15 protein-coding genes are annotated in these 16,474 nt (G+C 63.3%); 7 read left to right on the forward strand and 8 right to left on the reverse strand.

The features are described from left to right. Positions 1–69 precede the first annotated feature (69 nt). Positions 70–573, forward strand: a complete 504-nt coding sequence (locus tag CUR33_RS19560; protein WP_160085882.1) for a DUF7482 domain-containing protein — start codon at positions 70–72, stop codon at positions 571–573. Here CUR33_RS19560 and CUR33_RS19565 read toward each other — a convergent pair. From CUR33_RS19565 to CUR33_RS19575, 3 genes are all read right to left on the reverse strand, one after another. Then, complete coding sequence (locus tag CUR33_RS19565) at positions 530–2,923, reverse strand: putative bifunctional diguanylate cyclase/phosphodiesterase (protein WP_289240674.1); 2,394 nt, start codon at positions 2,921–2,923, stop codon at positions 530–532. The two genes, CUR33_RS19560 and CUR33_RS19565, sit on opposite strands and share 44 nt — an antisense overlap. Continuing rightward, positions 2,920–3,564 carry a methylamine utilization protein gene (locus CUR33_RS19570; RefSeq protein ID WP_289240675.1) on the reverse strand — a complete coding sequence of 215 codons (645 nt, stop codon included), beginning with the start codon at positions 3,562–3,564 and terminating at the stop codon, positions 2,920–2,922. Before CUR33_RS19570 ends, CUR33_RS19565 begins: the two co-directional genes overlap by 4 nt. Positions 3,565–3,632: 68 nt before the next feature. After that, positions 3,633–4,532, reverse strand: a complete 900-nt coding sequence (locus CUR33_RS19575) for a LysR family transcriptional regulator (RefSeq protein ID WP_090250359.1) — start codon at positions 4,530–4,532, stop codon at positions 3,633–3,635. Positions 4,533–4,652: 120 nt separating this feature from the next. Here CUR33_RS19575 and CUR33_RS19580 point away from each other — a divergent pair, with 120 nt between their 5' ends. The 4 genes from CUR33_RS19580 to CUR33_RS19595 all read left to right on the forward strand — a co-directional run bounded on the left by CUR33_RS19580 (position 4,653) and on the right by CUR33_RS19595 (position 9,399). Further along, the gene (locus CUR33_RS19580; protein ID WP_289240676.1) at positions 4,653–5,906 is read left to right on the forward strand and encodes a 3-hydroxyacyl-CoA dehydrogenase; all 1,254 of its coding nucleotides are present in this window, start codon (positions 4,653–4,655) and stop codon (positions 5,904–5,906) included. Further along, positions 5,903–7,693: an acyl-CoA dehydrogenase C-terminal domain-containing protein gene (locus CUR33_RS19585; RefSeq protein WP_289240677.1), complete on the forward strand. Its 1,791-nt coding sequence runs from the start codon at positions 5,903–5,905 to the stop codon at positions 7,691–7,693. Before CUR33_RS19580 ends, CUR33_RS19585 begins: the two co-directional genes overlap by 4 nt. A 70-nt stretch (positions 7,694–7,763) precedes the next feature. Further along, complete coding sequence (locus CUR33_RS19590) at positions 7,764–8,927, forward strand: iron-containing alcohol dehydrogenase (protein WP_289240678.1); 1,164 nt, start codon at positions 7,764–7,766, stop codon at positions 8,925–8,927. Positions 8,928–8,955: 28 nt separating this feature from the next. After that, a complete protein-coding gene (locus CUR33_RS19595) occupies positions 8,956–9,399 on the forward strand; it encodes an acyl-CoA thioesterase (RefSeq protein ID WP_282874715.1) in 444 nt (147 codons plus the stop codon). 103 nt (positions 9,400–9,502) lie between these two features. On the opposite strand, the gene CUR33_RS19600 is transcribed toward CUR33_RS19595, so the two are convergent. The 5 genes from CUR33_RS19600 to yrfG form a co-directional block, all read right to left on the reverse strand. Next, positions 9,503–9,928: a glycine zipper domain-containing protein gene (locus CUR33_RS19600; protein WP_289240679.1), complete on the reverse strand. Its 426-nt coding sequence runs from the start codon at positions 9,926–9,928 to the stop codon at positions 9,503–9,505. A gap of 143 nt (positions 9,929–10,071) precedes the next feature. Beyond that, positions 10,072–12,393 (reverse strand): FdhF/YdeP family oxidoreductase, encoded by a 2,322-nt coding sequence (locus CUR33_RS19605; protein WP_289240680.1) that lies wholly within the window; start codon positions 12,391–12,393, stop codon positions 10,072–10,074. Beyond that, positions 12,390–13,232 (reverse strand): formate dehydrogenase accessory sulfurtransferase FdhD, encoded by an 843-nt coding sequence (gene fdhD, locus CUR33_RS19610; protein ID WP_289240681.1) that lies wholly within the window; start codon positions 13,230–13,232, stop codon positions 12,390–12,392. The genes CUR33_RS19605 and fdhD overlap by 4 nt, the downstream gene beginning before the upstream one ends. A 120-nt stretch (positions 13,233–13,352) precedes the next feature. Continuing rightward, on the reverse strand, positions 13,353–14,246 hold the full coding sequence (locus tag CUR33_RS19615) for a LysR family transcriptional regulator (protein ID WP_170048617.1): 894 nt from the start codon (positions 14,244–14,246) through the stop codon (positions 13,353–13,355). Between the two features lie 41 nt (positions 14,247–14,287). After that, positions 14,288–14,950: a GMP/IMP nucleotidase gene (yrfG, locus tag CUR33_RS19620; protein WP_170048616.1), complete on the reverse strand. Its 663-nt coding sequence runs from the start codon at positions 14,948–14,950 to the stop codon at positions 14,288–14,290. Positions 14,951–15,083: 133 nt separating this feature from the next. Here yrfG and nudE point away from each other — a divergent pair, with 133 nt between their 5' ends. Together nudE and cysQ are read left to right on the forward strand one after the other, a co-directional pair. Then, positions 15,084–15,650: an ADP compounds hydrolase NudE gene (gene nudE / locus CUR33_RS19625; RefSeq protein WP_233683329.1), complete on the forward strand. Its 567-nt coding sequence runs from the start codon at positions 15,084–15,086 to the stop codon at positions 15,648–15,650. After that, positions 15,647–16,468: a 3'(2'),5'-bisphosphate nucleotidase CysQ gene (cysQ, locus tag CUR33_RS19630; RefSeq protein WP_289240682.1), complete on the forward strand. Its 822-nt coding sequence runs from the start codon at positions 15,647–15,649 to the stop codon at positions 16,466–16,468. Before nudE ends, cysQ begins: the two co-directional genes overlap by 4 nt. Positions 16,469–16,474: the final 6 nt, after the last annotated feature.

The raw sequence follows: 16,474 nt of genomic DNA on the forward strand, positions 1-16,474 counted from the left end.
AATCTGTAATAACGCCGGACAATCAGACTCTACTGGCCGGATCACTGGAAAAGTCTAAGGGAGCTGTGCATGCGTGCTTTGCTGGGTGTGTTTTTTTTAGCCGCGTTGTTGAGCGGTTGTAGCCGGTCGCACGTTACTCATATGAGCCTGCCGGTGTTGCCGGGTTGGTACAACGGTGAGCAGGTTTACTACCTGACCACCGATATTTCGGATGCGCAGATGGCGACAGTGATGCAGGCCAATTATGTGCCGAGGCTGGCCAATGCATTGCCCGATGAGCCCGGCCCGCACCCGTTGGCGACTTATGATCGGGTCTACAAATTTGTTGATGACAGTCAGGCCAGCGTGTTCCCGTCTATCCCACTGCCGTTAGGTGGGGAGAACCAGGATACGGCTTACAGCCCGTTGTGGCATGTCTATGAGGTGCGCTGGTTGAGTGGTACGCCAGGCAGCCCGTTGCGCTCGGCTGATGCCGTGTTGCAAGCGCAGGAACAAGGCTTGGTCAGTGTGAGAGCCAGTGGGATTATCGTTAATTGCCCGGTGGTCGCGGTTGGCGAGCAGCGCCTTCAGTAGTTGCGACAGGCAAGTGCCACTGGCAGTTTTCCAGCCAGCTGGCAAACGCGGCGGGTGGCAGCGGTTTGCTCAGCAAGTAGCCCTGGGCGATATCGCAACCGAGCTGATCCAGACGGTCGAGAATGGCCTCGGTTTCCACCCCTTCGGCGACGATCTTCAGGCCCATGTTGTGGCCCAACTCGATGGTCGAACGGACGATGATGTCGTCATCGGGGTTGCTCAACAGGTCGAGGACGAAGGACTTGTCGATCTTCAGCTCATGTACCGGCAGGCGCTTGAGTTGGGCCATGCTTGAGTAACCCGTACCGTAGTCGTCGATCGACAGTTTCACGCCCAATTCGCACAACTCCTGCAATTGCCCCATGGCCAGTTCCGGGTCGGCCATCACCGCGCTTTCAGTGATTTCCACAATCAGGGCGGATGGCGGCACGCCATGCGCGGCCAGTTGCGCGGCGATAAAGCCAGCAAAGCCGGGATCGGCCAGATCCAGTGCGGAGATATTGATCGCGGTCTTCAGCGCCAGCCCCAGTTCCTGCCAGGCGCGACTCTGCGCCACGGCTGTGCGCACCACCCAGCGGGTCAGGGCGCAAACGTTGCCGGTCTGTTCGGCCAAGGGGATAAATTCGTCCGGCGGAATAAACCCATGCACCGGGTGAATCCAGCGCACCAGGCATTCCACGCCATACAGGCTGCGCGCACGGATATTCAGTTTCGGTTGGAAATACAGGCTGAGTTGGCCGCCTTCCACCGCACCTTTCAATTCGCTCATCAATGCCAGGCGCAGCAGGCTGTGGCGGTCCAGCTCTGGGCGGTAGAGGGCGTAGGGCGAGCGCTGCTGTTTGCCCAGGTACATCGCCACTTCGGCATGCTGCAGCAGGCTGCCGGCGCTTTCACCGTGGTCCGGATACAGGGCGATGCCAACCGTGGCGTTGAGGGTCATGCTGATGCCGCGTACGGCGAATGGTTCGTGCAGAGCGGCGCGGTAATGCTCGGCGGCAGGGATCAGCCAGCCCGGCTGGCAGGGGCTGATCAGCAGCGCAAACTCGTCACCACCGAGACGCGCCAGTTGCTCGCCGGGGCGTAGCAGCACCTGCAGGCGTGCGGCGAGCTGGCAGAGCAGCTGGTCACCGGCGTCGTGACCGAGGGTGTCGTTAAGGTCCTTGAAGTTGTCCAGGTCCATCAGCAGCACGGCGATACCTGCGCCTGGCGGACACTGCGTCAGGGCCTGTTGCAGCTCGGCGACAAAACGGTTGCGGTTGGCCAGTTCGGTCAGCGGGTCGCGGTAAGCGAGAAAGCTGATGGTGGTTTCGCGCTCGGCAATGCCTTGCTGCATGGCGACGAATTCGCGGGCGAGTAAGCCGACTTCGCCGCTCGCCTGCGTTTCCATTGGTACCTGATAGTCGCCGCTGGCGATGCGCCGCACGTTGTCGACCATCTGACTCAGCGGCCGGCTGACGGTGTTGGCAATCCACAGCGCGCCGAGCCCGGCCAGCAGCAGGGCGATGGTAAAGATGGTTGCCAGCTGCCATTGCAGCGGTTGGTAATCAGCCAGCTCGGCGGCCAGCGAGCGCATCAGCAGCACCTGCAGTTCGCTACTGGTATCCACTAGCGGAGCGCGCAGGGCCACTTGCTCAAGGCCCTGTAAGTCGAAGCGGAACACGCCCTCAGCATTTGGCAGCAGCTGGCTGGCCAGCTCGGCCCGAGGCAACGCCTGCAGGTTGCTGGCCAATACCCGGTATTGCCCAGGGTGGCCGTCGAGCAGCGCGACGTCGGCGCCGCTGAGACGGGCCAGGTGAGCGGTTGCCTGATCGTCCAGTTCAAAAGCCATCAGCAGCCAGCCCATCAGGTTGGGCCGTGGGGCGAAGATTGGCGTGGCGTTGATATGCAGTACCCGCTCACCGAACACCACCAGGCGTTCTTTGCTCTGTGCCTCTTCTGTGTCGAGCAGGTCATTCCAGGGCAATTGCGCGCCCGGCAACAGTTCGCCACTGGTGCCAGCCAGGATCAGCCCCTCGGGCGCACTGACCAGGGCAAAGCTTGCCTGGCTGCGCGAGGCAAACGATTCCAGGGCTGCGGACAGTGATTGCGCTTCCTGCTGGGGGCTGGCGATCAGGTCGGCGATTTCGCCGAGCAGGGTGAAGTCCTTGGCGATCAGATCGGCCATGGCGCTCTGCGCCTGACGGCGGCTTTGCAGCTCGTTACTCAGCACTGCATGGGCGAAGTTCAGCTGCCCGGCCACCTGGCTCAGGGTGTGTTGATACGTGGAGCGATAAACCAGTGCCAATAGCAGCACCATGACCGCCAGCAGCAACAGCAGGAAGAAGCCGAGAATCTTGCCGCGCAGGGTCATGAGGCGTAGTCATCTTTGGCCATGGGGCGCGCTTTCGGCTCTTTCGGCCGAGGGTCGCGCTTCAGCGCGCCGGTGAGTTGCCAGGTCAACGTGCCGTCGCCGGGTACGGCACGGCTCATGGCTTCCTGCGGATCGGCGATGCGTGGGTGCCAGATGTGCAGGGTTTGTCCGGCGGCGGCATCGAAGTCCAGGCGGGTTTTGCCTTGGCTGTCGGTCTGGGTGAACCAGGGGGTGTCGAGCACGAGGATAAAGCCGAGCATCCAGTCATGGATATTGCAGCCCAGGGTGACCAGGCCAGGCTGGTCGAAACGCATCTCCTGCGGTGCGGCTTTCTGCTGGTGCAGGCGCAGCTCGAAACGCTTGGCCGGCGAGAAGGAGTAAACGTGATGGTTGATCGGGTCGGCGTTGGGGAAGCTCACCGTGGTGCCGACTTGTACTGGCAGGACATAGGGGGTGAACTGGCGCTTCTGCTGGTCCATCACTGCAGTGGCGGGTTGGCTTTGCGCCGGACCGGGTTCGATCCACAGCACGGCGTCACTCAGCGGTTTGCCCTGATTATCGAGCAGCACGATCTCCAGATTCTGGGCCTGCGCCAGTGTGCCCAGCAGCACTAACAGCAGTGCCAACGCCGATTTCAGCATGATTGATCCCCCACGACCCCACGACAGTAGCCGTCAGTATAGGAAGGCTTTTCCCGGCTGACGGGTGATCAGCGCTGATCGATCTGCTGGATCTGCTCAATCAGCCAATGCAGCGCCGGGTCACGTTGGCGCTGGGCCAGGCTGACGATTTCCAGGTGAAACGGGCCGAGGGCGAACGGCAGCTCGAACAGTTGCAGCGGCAGCAGGCGGGCAAAGTGGCGCGCCAGCTGGGTCGGCAGCACGGCAGCCAGTTCACTGCTGGCGACGATATGCGCGGCCTGCAGGTAATTGGGCGTGGTGTAGCGAATCTCCCTGCACAGGCCCTGTTCGCCCAGCCACTGGTCGACCATGCCGCGCGTCTGACCGCCGTGTACCCACAGGTGGCGCAGCTGCAGAAAGGTCGGCAGATCCATCGGTTGGTTGCCCAGCGGATGGTCGCGGCGCAGCGCCAGTTGCAGGGTTTCGCTCATCCAGTGTTGGCGGGCAAAGCGCGCAGGTATGTCCTCGAAACGCCCCAGCACCAGGTCCAACTCGCCCTTGTCCAGCGCTTCGGCCGGCAGGCTGGGGCTCAGGTGGCGGATGTCGATGCGCATGCCGGGTGCCTGCTGGCTGAGTTGTTCAAGCAGCCGTGGCATGCAGATCAGCTCGACATAGTCGGTAACGGCGATGCTGAAGTGCTGACGGCTGCTGGCCGGATCGAACACGTCGCCGGCACTGAGACTCTGTTCCAGTTGCTGCAGGGCCGCGCGGATCGGCGTTTCCAGCGCCTGGGCGCGCGGCGTGGGCTGCATGCTGCGGCCCACCCGCACCAGCAGCGGGTCATCGAGCAGTTCGCGCAGACGATTCAGTGCGTTGCTGACTGCCGGCTGGCTCAGGGCCAGGCGTTCGGCCGCGCGGGAAACGTTCTGCTCGCGCATCAGTGCATCGAACACGCGCAGCAGGTTGAGGTCGAAGGTAGAGAAATTCATCTGCTGAATACGACTTATCACAAGACTAAATTTCAAAAATAGTAGCGCCTTGCTTAAGGTGGCTGGCGAATTTTCTTTGCAGCACAGGCATTTCGTTCGGCACTAATTAGAGGAGTGGGCATGAGCAAGGCATTCGAGGTTCGACAGGCCGCCGTGATCGGCGCGGGCACTATGGGGCGCGGTATCGTCATGAGCCTGGCCAACGCCGGCATTCAAGTGCTGTGGCTGGACAACAACCCGCAGATGCTCGAGCAGGCCATAAAGGTGGTGGCCGAGACCAATGCCCACAACCTCAAACTGGGTCGTATCAGCGAAGAGCAGTCGGCTGCGCGCCTCGCCTGCGTCACCCCGGTGGGCGACTACGCGGCGCTGGCCGATGCTGATTTGGTGATCGAAGCGGTGTACGAGAACCTGGAACTCAAGCAGCAGATTTTCCGCACGCTCGACGCCACCCTGAAGCCAGGCGCCATTCTCGCCAGCAACACCTCGGCGCTGGATATCGACGCCATTGCCGCCGTCACGGCGCGCCCGCAGGACGTGCTCGGTCTGCACTTCTTCAGCCCGGCGCACATCATGAAGCTGCTGGAAATCGTCCGTGGCGCCAAGACAGCGCAGGCGGTATTGGACGCGGCACTGGCCCTGGGTCAGCGTATCGGCAAGGTCAGCGTGGTGGCGGGTAACTGCGACGGTTTTATCGGCAACCGCATGCTGCACACCTATGTCCGCGAGGCGCGCATGCTGCTGCTCGAAGGGGTTTATCCGCATCAGGTCGACGCCGCGCTGCAGGGCTTTGGTTTCGCCATGGGGCCGTTCCGCATGTATGACGTGGTCGGTATCGACCTGGAATGGCGCGCCCGCGAGCTGGCCGGCAAGGGCCAGGATGATCCGGCGGTGCAGGTGGATAACCGCCTGTGCGGCCTCGGCCGTTTTGGCCAGAAGGTGCGCATGGGCTATTACCGCTACGCCGAGGGCAGCCGCCAGGCCGAGCATGACCCTGAAGTGGATGCGCTGGTGCTGCAGGTATCCGAGCAGCTGGGCTTCACGCGCCGCGAGATCGGCCCCGAGGAAATCCTCGAACGCTGCCTGCTGGCGCTGGTCAACGAGGGCGCGAAGATTCTCGAAGAGAATATCGCTGCCAATAGTCATGACATCGATCTGGTCTACCTCAACGGCTACGGCTTCCCCGCCGACAAGGGTGGACCGATGAACTGGGCCGATGGCCAGGGTGTGGCGGCGATTCATGATCGTTTGAAAGCGCTGCAGGCGGCGTTCGGTGAGCACTGGTTGCCGGCACGCCTGATTGAAAAACTGGCCAGCAGCGGCCAGCGCTTCGCCGACGTGCGGGTATCCGACGTGCAGGAGGGCCAGGTATGAGTTATCAGGCTCCGCTGCGCGATATGCGCTTTGTGCTGCACGAACTGTTCGATATCAGCGGCCACTGTGAGCTGCTCGGCAACGGCCTTGATCGCGAGCTGATCGACGGCGTGCTGGAGGAGGGCGCACGTTACGCCGCCGAGGTGGTGGCGCCGCTGAATCGCAACAGTGATGAGCAAGGTTGCCAGCTGAGCGAAGGCCAGGTGCGCACGCCGGATGGCTTTGCCGAGGCTTATCAGCAGTATGTCGATAACGGCTGGGCAAGTATGACCGGGCCCAGCGAATACGGCGGCCAGGCGCTGCCGCAGATGCTTGCGTGCAACTTTCACGAGATGCTGATGGGTGCCTCGTTGTCGTTTCGCGTGTATTCCGGGCTGACCGAAGGCGCGGTGCTGGCGCTGTACAAGCACGGCAGCGAGTCGCTGAAAAACACCTACCTGCACAAACTGGTCAGTGGCCAGTGGGCCGGCACCATGTGCCTCACCGAGCCGCAGGCCGGTACCGACCTGGCCCTGCTGCGCACCAAGGCTGAGCCGCAGGCGGACGGCAGCTTCAAGGTCAGCGGCAGCAAGATATTTATCAGCGGCGGCGAGCAGGACCTGTCAGAAAACATCATTCATCTGGTGCTCGCCCGCCTGCCGGATGCGCCAGCCGGGGTGAAGGGTATCAGCCTGCTGCTGGTGCCGAAATTTGTCGCCGCTGCCGACGGTACTCCTGGCGCGCGCAACGCGCTGTCCTGCGGTGCCATCGAGCACAAGATGGGCATCAAGGGTGCGTCCACCTGCGTGATGAACTTCGACGGCGCCACCGGCTGGCTGATCGGTGAAGCCAACCAGGGCCTGGCCTGCATGTTCACCATGATGAACGACGCGCGCTTTCAGGTCGGTTTGCAGGGGCTGGGCATTGGCGAAGCGGCCTTCCAGGGTGCGCTGCGCTATGCCCGCGAGCGCCTGCAATCGCGCGCCCTGAATGGGGCGGCGGAGCCGGGCAAAGCGGCCGATCCGATCATCGTGCATCCCGATGTGCGGCGCATGCTGCTGACGCAGAAGAGCCTGGTCGAAGGCAGCCGTATGCTGGCGGCTTACTGCGCGCGCCAACTTGATCTGGAGCACGCTCACCCGGACGCCGCCGCGCGCAAGGCCGCCGGCAAGCGCGCGGCGCTGCTGATCCCGATCGTCAAAGCCTTCTTTACCGATATGGGCCAGGAAGTCGCCAGCCATGCGGTGCAGGTGTATGGCGGCCACGGTTTTATCCGCGAGTGGGGCATTGAGCAGCTGATGCGCGACAGCCGTATTACCCAGTTGTATGAGGGCACCAACGGCATTCAGGCGCTGGACTATATCCGCCGCAAGGTGCTCGGTGACGGCGGAGCGGAACTGTCGGCGCTGCAGGCCGAGTTCAGCGAGCTGTGCGACGCTCAGGTTGGCCGCCCGGCGCTGGCCGCGCTGGCTCAAACGGTGCAGGCGCGTCTGGGCGAGTGGCGTGAGCTGAGCAGCGCAGTGATTGCCGCCAGCCAGCGCGATGTGCAGGAGATCGGCGCGGTTTCGGTGGATTTCCTCCAGTATTCGGCCTATGTGCTGTTGGCCGGTTTCTGGCTGCAGGCGGCGGCACGGGCGCAGGATGCCCTGGAGACGGGCAGCGGCGAGGCCGCGTTCTACCAGGCCAAGCTGCAGTCCGCGGACTTCTACCTGCGCCGGGTGTTGCCACGGGCCAGCGCCCATCGCGAGTCCCTGCTGGGCGGTGCCGACTGTCTGATGGCCATGGATGAGGCGAGTTTCGCCTTCTGACCGAAGCGCGTAGCGTGGGTGCAAGCCACGCTGCGGCGCGAGCCAATCATTACAACAAGAGGATCACCCCATGCTGCCCTTTAGCTTTGCCACCACGGCGCAGATTCTGTGTGAGATCGGTGCATCCCAGCGTCTGGCCGAGCTGTGCCGCGAGCGCGGCGCGCAACGGGTGCTGATCGTCACCGACCCGGGCATCAGCAAGCTCGGCCTGCTGGATGAGGTGCTGCCAGGTTTTGCCCGTGCCGAGCTGACGGTTGAGGTCTTCGATCAGGTGGTCGCCGACCCGCCCGAGACGATTCTGCTGGCAGCGGTCGAGCAGGCCCGCGCGCTCAAGGCGCAGCTGATCGTCGGCTTTGGCGGCGGCAGCTCGATGGATGTGGCCAAGCTGGTGGCGTTGCTGGCGCATCCCGAGTGCGGCCAGGAGCTGGCGCAGATTTACGGCGTTGGCAATGCCCGGGGTCAGCGTTTGCCGCTGATTCTGGTGCCGACCACCGCCGGCACCGGTTCGGAAGTCACGCAGATTTCCATCATCACCACCGGCGAAACCACCAAGATGGGTGTGGTCTCGCCGCTGCTGCTGCCGGACCTGGCGCTGCTCGATGCCGAGCTGACCCTTGGCCTGCCGCCGGCTGTGACCGCCGCCACCGGAATCGACGCTATGGTGCATGCCATCGAGGCCTACACCAGCGCGCTGAAAAAGAATCCGTTATCCGACCTGCTGGCCCGCGAAGCGTTGCGCCTGCTGGCGGCCAATCTGGATGAAGTGGTGCATAACGGCGGTAACCGCGAGGCGCGTCAGGCCATGTTGCTGGGTTCCTGCCTGGCCGGCCAGGCGTTTGCCAATGCGCCGGTGGCGGCGGTGCATGCGCTGGCTTATCCGCTGGGCGGGCATTTCCATATTCCCCACGGCTTGAGTAACGCCTTGGTGCTGCCGCATGTGCTGGGCTTCAACGGCAATGCGGCCGCGCCGTTGTATGCCGAGCTGGCGCCGCTGGTGCTGGGCGATCAGCTGCGCGCCGGCAGTGTTTTGCAGCAGACCGAGCAGTTTATCGGTGCACTAGCCGATTTCAGCTTGCGCAGCGGCCTGCCCACGCGCCTGCGTGATGCCGGTGTGCCGCAAGACATGCTGCCGACCCTGGCCCGCGACGCCATGCAGCAACAGCGCCTGCTGGTGAACAACCCACGGGAAATGACCGAGGCCCATGCCCTGGCCATCTACCAGGTGGCCTATTAAGCCGCCTCGTCAACCTCAAGGACTTCCGATGAGCCAACCCCAACACTTGCGCAGCGATTACCGGCACTTCCAGCCGATCACCACGCGCTGGCATGACAACGATGTCTACGGTCACGTCAACAACGTCACCTACTACAGCTTCTTCGACAGCGCGGTGAACACCTACCTGATCGAAGTCGGCGGCCTGGATATCCATCACGGCGAGGTGGTCGGTTTTGTGGTCAGCTCCAGCTGCGACTACTTCGCTTCCATCGCCTTCCCCGAGCGCATCGAGATCGGCCTGCGGGTCGGCAAGCTGGGCAACAGTTCGGTGCAGTACGAGCTGGCCGTGTTCAAGGCCGATGAAGATGAGGCCTGCGCGGCCGGGCGCTTTGTGCATGTCTTCGTCGATCGCAGCAGCAACCGCCCGATGAGCATTCCCGAGAACCTGCGGGCGGCGCTGACGGTGCTACTGATGGAACCGGCTGCGTAGCGGCGCTTGAGCTGCGCGCCGCCAGGCTGGCGTCGCGGCTAAGGCGCTTACCACACACAAAAAAGCCGCTGTTAGGCGGCTTTTTGTTGTCAGCGCTCGGCACTTAGTGATGTTTGTGCTTTTTATGCTTCTTATGTTTCTTGCCATTGTAGTGGCCGCGATCACGTTCGCTGCCGCCGGCGTATTCATTGGCCAGCGCGCCACCGGCTGCGCCGCCCAGGCCGGCGCCGATGGTTGAACCGGTGCTGCCGCCGACCTTGTTACCCAGTACCGAGCCACCGGCTGCACCCAGGCCGCTGCCCAATGCGGCTTCGGTCTTGTTACCGTCGCGTGCGGTAATGACGCCACCTGCCGCGCCACCCAGGCCTGCACCAATCGCCGCGCCGGTGCTGCCACCGACTTGTTGACCGATTACGTTGCCCAGGGCACCACCAATACCGCCGCCGATGGCGACCTTGCCGGTATCGCCCGCCAGGGCCAGGGGCGAAGCCAGGGCGCTGAATACCAGCGCAGAAAATAATGTACGCATACGGCAGACCTTCTCGATTGAACAGGGTGCGGACCTAGGCCTTTGTTTTTAAAGGATGATTACTCCGCGCACAGTCTTAGAGGGCGGTTTGCCGAAAAATTCCCTGCCGCTGGTCGCCGCTGTGATCGCCGCCACAGATTCACTTAAAGAATGCGCGCAGTGGCCTGATGGGCCTGCAAGCGGATGGCTACGTATTTCGAGGTCGGGGTAAAGCTGCCCGTCCCGAAACTCTGCAACGGCACCAAGGGGTTGGCTTCCGGGTAGTAGGCGGCGGCCTGGCCAGCGGGAATGTCGAAAGCCAGCAGGGTAAAACCCACAACCTTGCGCTCGATGCCGTCATCCCAGATGGACTGGATATCGACCTGCTGCCCCGGCTGAAAGCCTAGGCGCAGAATGTCCGCTTCATTGACGAACAGCACCTGGCGCTGGCCTTTGACCCCACGGTAGCGGTCATCCAGACCATAGATGGTGGTGTTGTACTGATCGTGGGAGCGCAGCGTCTGCAGGATTAGGTCCGGCGTTTGCCCGCTGCTGCGCACTTGCGGCGGCAGCAGATCGGTAGGCAGCGGGTTGGCCTTGAAGTTGGCTTTGTGGCTGGCGGTCAGCCAGCGGCGCTCGGCGGCGGGGTTACCCAGGTAGAAACCGCCGGGGTGTTGCAGGCGTTGGTTGAAGTCCTTGAAGCCAGGAATGGTCTCGGCAATCAGTTCGCGGATGCGTCGGTAATCGGCAATCAGCGCGTCCCAGTCGACCGGATGGTTACCCAGGGTGGCCCTGGCGATACCGGCAATGATCGCTGGTTCCGAACGCATCTGCGCCGACAGCGGTTCGAGCTGGCCGTAGGAGGCGTGGATCATGCTGAACGAGTCTTCCACGGTTACCGCCTGTGGGCCGCCGGCCTGCTGGTCGATATCTGTGCGGCCCAGGCACGGCAGGATCAGCGCATCCGTGCCGGTGGTCAGGTGGCTGCGGTTGAGTTTGGTGCTGATCTGTACGGTCAGCGCGCAGCGGCTCAGCGCGGCATGGCTGCGCGGGCTGTCCGGGGTGGCTTGGGCAAAGTTGCCGCCCAAACCGATAAACACTTTGGCCTGACCGTCGAGCATGGCGTTGATCGCCTCAACGGTGTTGTGGCCCTGCGCGCGCGGCACTTGGAAGTTAAAGCGCTGCTCCAGCGCATCGAGAAAGGCTGCCGACGGGCGCTCATTGATACCCATGGTGCGGTCGCCCTGCACGTTACTGTGGCCGCGTACCGGGCACAGGCCGGCACCCGGGCGGCCGAGGTTGCCGCGCAGCAGCTGCAGGTTGACGATTTCCTGAATGGTCGCCACCGAGTTGTGGTGCTGGGTGATGCCCATGGCCCAGCAGATGATCACTCGCTCGGCACGGCGATAAAGCAGGGCGGCATGCTTTAGTTCATCCAGGCTCAGGCCGGATTGCTCGACCAACGAATCCCAGCTGCTGGCATCCAGCAGCGCTAAATAGCCGTCCACGCCGTGGGTGTGTTCCGCGATAAAGGCCAGGTCGAACACCGCTGGCTCGCCATTCGTCAGCGCTTCGCGGTGCCATTGCAGGAGGAACTTGGCCATGCCGCGCAGGGCGGCTAAATCGCCGCCCAAAGCCGGGCGGAAGAATGCGGTGTTCAGCGGTTCGGAGCCGTTGCTGAGCATTTCCAACGCATGTTGCGGATGTTGAAAACGTTCCAGACCGCGCTCTTTCAGCGGGTTGAAGCACACCACCTGCGCGCCGCGCTTCACCGCCTCGCGCAGCGGTTCAAGCATGCGTGGGTGGTTGGTGCCGGGGTTTTGCCCGAGCACGAAGATCGCATCGCTGTGCTCGAAATCGGCGAAGGTCACACTACCCTTGCCGACGCCTACGCTCTGCCCGAGCGCCACACCACTGGCTTCGTGGCACATGTTCGAGCAGTCGGGAAAGTTGTTGCTGCCAAAGGCGCGGACAAACAGCTGATACAGGTAGGCCGCCTCGTTGCTGGCGCGGCCGGAGGTGTAGAACTCGGCCTGGTTGGGGCTTTGCAGCGCATTCAGGTGCTCGGCGATCAGGGCGAAGGCGGCGCCCCAGCTGATCGGTTGGTAATGATCGCTGGCGGCGTCATAACGGATTGGCTCGGTCAGGCGGCCCTGGTATTCAAGCCAGTAATCGCTTTGTTCACGCAGTTGGCTGACGCTGTAACGGGCGAAAAAAGCGGCGTCCACACGGCGCTTGGTGGCCTCCCAGTTGACTGCTTTGGCGCCGTTCTCGCAGAACTTGATGTGGCCGTCTTCCGGCGAATCACCCCAGGCGCAGCCGGGGCAGTCGAAGCCGCCGTGCTGGTTGGTCTTGAGCAGGGCACGCAGGTTCTTGAACGGCTGCTTACTGTCCAGCCAGAAGTGCGTCACGCTGCGCAGCGCGCCCCAGCCGGCGGCTGCGCCCTTGTACGGTTGATAGCGCGGATTGATCGGTTGCAGGCTCATGGCTGGGCGACTCCGGGTGCGGCCGGGCTGTAGACCCGTGGCGCGTTGTGCTGGGGCAGGTGGATCAGGTTGAGGTTGTGCTGGCGCGCCCACTGCACGCTGAGGGTGGTCGGCGCGGACAGGCTGACCAAGGTGCTGATGCCGGCGCGCAGGGTCTTGTGGATCAGCTCCAGGCTGCAACGGCTGGTGACCACGGCAAAACCCTGGCGCGGGTTTTCCCCTTCGCGGTGCAAGGCGCCGAGCAGCTTATCGAGGGCGTTATGCCGGCCGATGTCTTCTCGGCACAGGCGGATCTGCCCCTGGCCATCAACAAACAGCGCGGCATGCACGGCGCCGCTGTGGCGGGCCATGGTTTGTACGGCCTGAATTCGCGTACGCAAACCTTGTAAGTGGGCGGCTGCCGGCAGTGGACTGGGCGTGAGGCTGGGCAGGTGCGGCAGGGCTTGTTCCAGCGCCTCCACCCCACACAGGCCGCAGCCGCTGTTGCCGGCTAGGGTGCGACGCTGCTGCTTGAGTGCCCAAAAGGCGCGGTTGCTGACCTGCACCTCGGCGCTGATGGCGCTGTCGTGTTGCTGCAGACGAATATCGTAGACCTCATCGAAGCTATCGATCAGGCCGGCACTCAGGCTGAAACCGTAGATAAAGTCTTCAAGGTCGCTAGGCGAGACCATCATCACGCTGTGGCTGATGCCGTTGTAGCTGATCGCTAGCGCCGTTTCACTGGCCAGCGCGGCAGCGCCATCCTGCGGTGCGTCCGCCAGCTCGACGTAGCTGTAGGTGGGCGCTGGCAGCAGCACCGGCGCGGAATCTTTATCGATGGTCGGGGCGTGACGTGGCATGAGCAGGCTTCCCGGCAGCGAGGCAATAGCGCCAGCCTAGGCCGCTCTAACGGGTGCGTCTAATCGCTGTTGCCGATCTCGTGATAGACAGCATCTATCAAGGCTTCAAGCTTGGGCCTTTCAGCCTGTCGCGCCCGGTAAAAGTTTCTGCGCTTCGGCAAAGCAGGCTTCGGCCAGGGCCGAGCGCGGCGCGCTGCGGCGCAGGATCAGGCCCAGCGGGGCGAGGGTGTGGGCATCCTCAATCGGCGTGAGCGCCAAGTGCTCGGTGAACTCGGCCAGGCCGCCGTTGAGCGGCATGATCGCGCAGCACAGCCCGGCGCTGACCGCTTGCAGCAGTTGATGCACGGCATCGGTTTCCAACCGTGGATTGGGCGTCAGGCCACGGGAGCGAAAGCTGTGGTCGATGGACTGGCGAAAGTGCATGCCGGCCGAGAGCAGGCCCAGCGGCAGATCAGTCAGGCTTTCCCAGCGCAGGGACGGGTCGGTGAAGTGAAAATGTCGACGGTCATGCAGCAGGCCCATGCGCGTTTCCGCCAACTCCAGGCTGTCGAAGTGTTCCGGGTTGAGGCGGTCGAGATACGACAGGCCAAGGTCGAGTTGATTACGCCCCAGGCGCTCGAGAATTTCCTCGCTGCTCAGGGCGAACAACTGAAAGCGCAGCCCGGCATGCTGCTCAGCGAAAAACTGCACCAGGCGCATCGGATCGAAACCTGCCAGTGGCACCACGCCCAAACGCAAGGTGCCGACCAACTGGCCACGGCAGGCGGCCGCTTCGGCATACAGGCCATCGTGCGCGGCCATCAGGCTTCGCGCCCAGGCCAGAATGCGCTCACCCTCGGCGCTGAACCCCTCAAAGCGTTGGCCACGGCGCACCAACTCCAGACCCAGTTCGTCCTCCAACTGACGCAGGCGCATCGACAGGGTTGGCTGGGTGATATGGCAACGCGCGGCGGCCTGGCCGAAGTGGCGGGTTTCATCCAGGGCGATGAGGAACTTCAGCTGTTTAATGTCCATGATGCGTCCTCAACGTCCTGGGGCGGCCAACGGGTGTGAGGTTAAAGCCCCTGCACCAGTGCGCGGTAGTCTTCGACGGCTGCAAACTCCTCGGTGTCCTTTGGCCCCGCTTGGCTATCGGGTTGGCGCACGGCAAGCAGGTGGCCGACGCCAAAATGTCCGGCACTGCGCAGGATTGGCAGGCTGTCGTCGATAAACAGGCTGCGCGCCGGCTCGAAGCTGATGTCCTGCTGCAGGGCGTGCCAGAACTGCTGGTCTTCCTTGGGGAAGCCATAGTCGTGGGAGCTGATCAGCCGGTCGAAGTAGGGCGCCAGTTCGATGCGTTCCAGCTTCAGCGACAGCGAATCGCGGTGCGCGTTGGTGATCAGCACCACCTGCTTGCCGGCTTGGCGCAATGCCTGGATAAAGGTGTCGGCGTCCGGGCGCAGGGCGATCAGGTGCGCGACTTCGCGCTTGAGGTCGCGGATCGACAGGTTCAGCTCGCGGCTCCAGAAATCCGTGCAGTACCAGTTGAGCGTACCTGCGTGCTCGCGAAACAGCGGCAGCAGTTCGGCTTCGGCCAGCGCGCGGCTGACACCGTGGTGCTCGGCATAGCGCTGCGGCAGGTGCTGCAACCAGAAGTGGTTGTCGAAGTGCAGGTCGAGCAGGGTGCCGTCCATATCCAGCAGGACGGTGTCGATGGCGTTCCAGGGCAAGGCAGGCATGCGCAGTTCTTCTGGTAGATGCGCAGGCGGTCGCGATTTGCGCCGCAGGCGTCGTGATCGCGCAATCTCCTACGCAGATAATAGGAAAAGCCGCGCTATGATAACCCGCTATGTCCTGCCCAGGAGCCGCCCCATGCGTCAGAAACCCACCGTACTCGCTCGCGAAATCGTCGCCAGCAGCCGCCTGTTCCGCGTTGAGGAGCTGCAACTGCGTTTCAGCAACGGCGTGGAGCGCACCTACGAGCGGTTGGTGGGCAAGGGTTCCGGCTATGGCGCGGTGATGGTGGTGGCGATGGTCGATGACGAGCACGCCCTGCTGGTTGAGGAATACTGCGGCGGCACCGATGACTACCAGTTGTCGCTGCCCAAAGGGCTGATTGAACCCGGTGAGGACGTGTTGGTGGCGGCCAACCGCGAGCTGAAGGAAGAAGCCGGCTTTGGCGCGCGCCAGCTGGAGCTGCTGGCCGAGCTGAGCCTGTCGCCGGGTTATATGAGCCAGAAGATTCAGGTAGTGCTGGCCTCGGATCTCTATGAAGAACGCCTGCCCGGCGATGAACCTGAGCCGATGCGCGTCGACCAAACCAGCCTGCGCGAGCTATCGAGCCTGATCCAGCATCCTCAATTCACCGAAGGTCGCGCCCTGGCGGCGTTGTACCTGGCCCGCGATGTACTGACTCAGCGTGGGATCTTTAAGCCATGAGCCATCCACTGATCCCCGCTGTGATTGAACTGGTGCGTCAGGCTGGCGCGGCAACATTGCCGCATTGGCGCGCCGATGTGACGGTGAATGAAAAAGCCGATGCGTCTCCGGTCACGGCTGCCGACATGGCCGCGCACCATATTCTGAATGACGGCCTGCTTGCCCTTGCCGCAGATATTCCGGTGCTGTCTGAAGAGGCGGCCGATATTGCCCTGAGCGAGCGCGGGCAGTGGAGCCGCTGGTGGTTGGTCGACCCGCTGGATGGCACCAAAGAATTTATCGGTGGCTCCGAGGAGTTCACCGTCAACGTCGCGTTGATCGAACAAGGCCGCGTGTTGTTTGGCGTGGTGGGTATTCCGGCCACCGGCCAGTGCTATTACGGCGGTGCCGGTCTTGGGGCTTGGCGCGCGGATGCGGCAGGTACGGCTGAGCCGATTCGTGTGCGTCTGGCCCCGCAGGAGGCCTTTACCCTGGTGGCCAGCCGCCGCCATTCCAGCCCGGCGCAGGAAGCGTTGTTGACCGGGTTGAGCGAGCGTTTTGGTGATCTGCAATTGGCCAATGTCGGCAGCTCGCTGAAGTTCTGCCAACTGGCCGAAGGCAATGCCGATTGTTACCCGCGCCTGGCGCCGACCTCGCAGTGGGACACCGCCGCGGCGCAGGGCGTGTTGGAGGGCGCGGGTGGTGAAGTGCTGACGCTAAAGGGCGAGACGCTGACCTATGAGGCGCGTGAGTCGTTGCTCAATCCGTACTTTCTGGCGCTGCCGGCCGCCGCTCCCTGGCGCGCCGAGCTGATTCAGCTGGCTCGCGCGTTGGATTAAGACGTG

It is taken from the genome of Pseudomonas sp. FEMGT703P (assembly GCF_002786345.1).
Classification (GTDB): Bacteria; Pseudomonadota; Gammaproteobacteria; order Pseudomonadales; family Pseudomonadaceae; genus Aquipseudomonas; species Aquipseudomonas peli.

What these genes read in the sequence shown, in the direction of transcription:
- CUR33_RS19560 (WP_160085882.1), top strand. Translation starts at nt 70, where the DNA reads ATGCGTGCTTTGCTGGGTGTGTTTTTTTTAGCCGCGTTGTTGAGCGGT.
- CUR33_RS19565 (WP_289240674.1), bottom strand. Translation starts at nt 2,923, where the DNA reads ATGACCCTGCGCGGCAAGATTCTCGGCTTCTTCCTGCTGTTGCTGCTG.
- CUR33_RS19570 (WP_289240675.1), bottom strand. Translation starts at nt 3,564, where the DNA reads ATGCTGAAATCGGCGTTGGCACTGCTGTTAGTGCTGCTGGGCACACTG.
- CUR33_RS19575 (WP_090250359.1), bottom strand. Translation starts at nt 4,532, where the DNA reads ATGAATTTCTCTACCTTCGACCTCAACCTGCTGCGCGTGTTCGATGCA.
- CUR33_RS19580 (WP_289240676.1), top strand. Translation starts at nt 4,653, where the DNA reads ATGAGCAAGGCATTCGAGGTTCGACAGGCCGCCGTGATCGGCGCGGGC.
- CUR33_RS19585 (WP_289240677.1), top strand. Translation starts at nt 5,903, where the DNA reads ATGAGTTATCAGGCTCCGCTGCGCGATATGCGCTTTGTGCTGCACGAA.
- CUR33_RS19590 (WP_289240678.1), top strand. Translation starts at nt 7,764, where the DNA reads ATGCTGCCCTTTAGCTTTGCCACCACGGCGCAGATTCTGTGTGAGATC.
- CUR33_RS19595 (WP_282874715.1), top strand. Translation starts at nt 8,956, where the DNA reads ATGAGCCAACCCCAACACTTGCGCAGCGATTACCGGCACTTCCAGCCG.
- CUR33_RS19600 (WP_289240679.1), bottom strand. Translation starts at nt 9,928, where the DNA reads ATGCGTACATTATTTTCTGCGCTGGTATTCAGCGCCCTGGCTTCGCCC.
- CUR33_RS19605 (WP_289240680.1), bottom strand. Translation starts at nt 12,393, where the DNA reads ATGAGCCTGCAACCGATCAATCCGCGCTATCAACCGTACAAGGGCGCA.
- fdhD (WP_289240681.1), bottom strand. Translation starts at nt 13,232, where the DNA reads ATGCCACGTCACGCCCCGACCATCGATAAAGATTCCGCGCCGGTGCTG.
- CUR33_RS19615 (WP_170048617.1), bottom strand. Translation starts at nt 14,246, where the DNA reads ATGGACATTAAACAGCTGAAGTTCCTCATCGCCCTGGATGAAACCCGC.
- yrfG (WP_170048616.1), bottom strand. Translation starts at nt 14,950, where the DNA reads ATGCCTGCCTTGCCCTGGAACGCCATCGACACCGTCCTGCTGGATATG.
- nudE (WP_233683329.1), top strand. Translation starts at nt 15,084, where the DNA reads ATGCGTCAGAAACCCACCGTACTCGCTCGCGAAATCGTCGCCAGCAGC.
- cysQ (WP_289240682.1), top strand. Translation starts at nt 15,647, where the DNA reads ATGAGCCATCCACTGATCCCCGCTGTGATTGAACTGGTGCGTCAGGCT.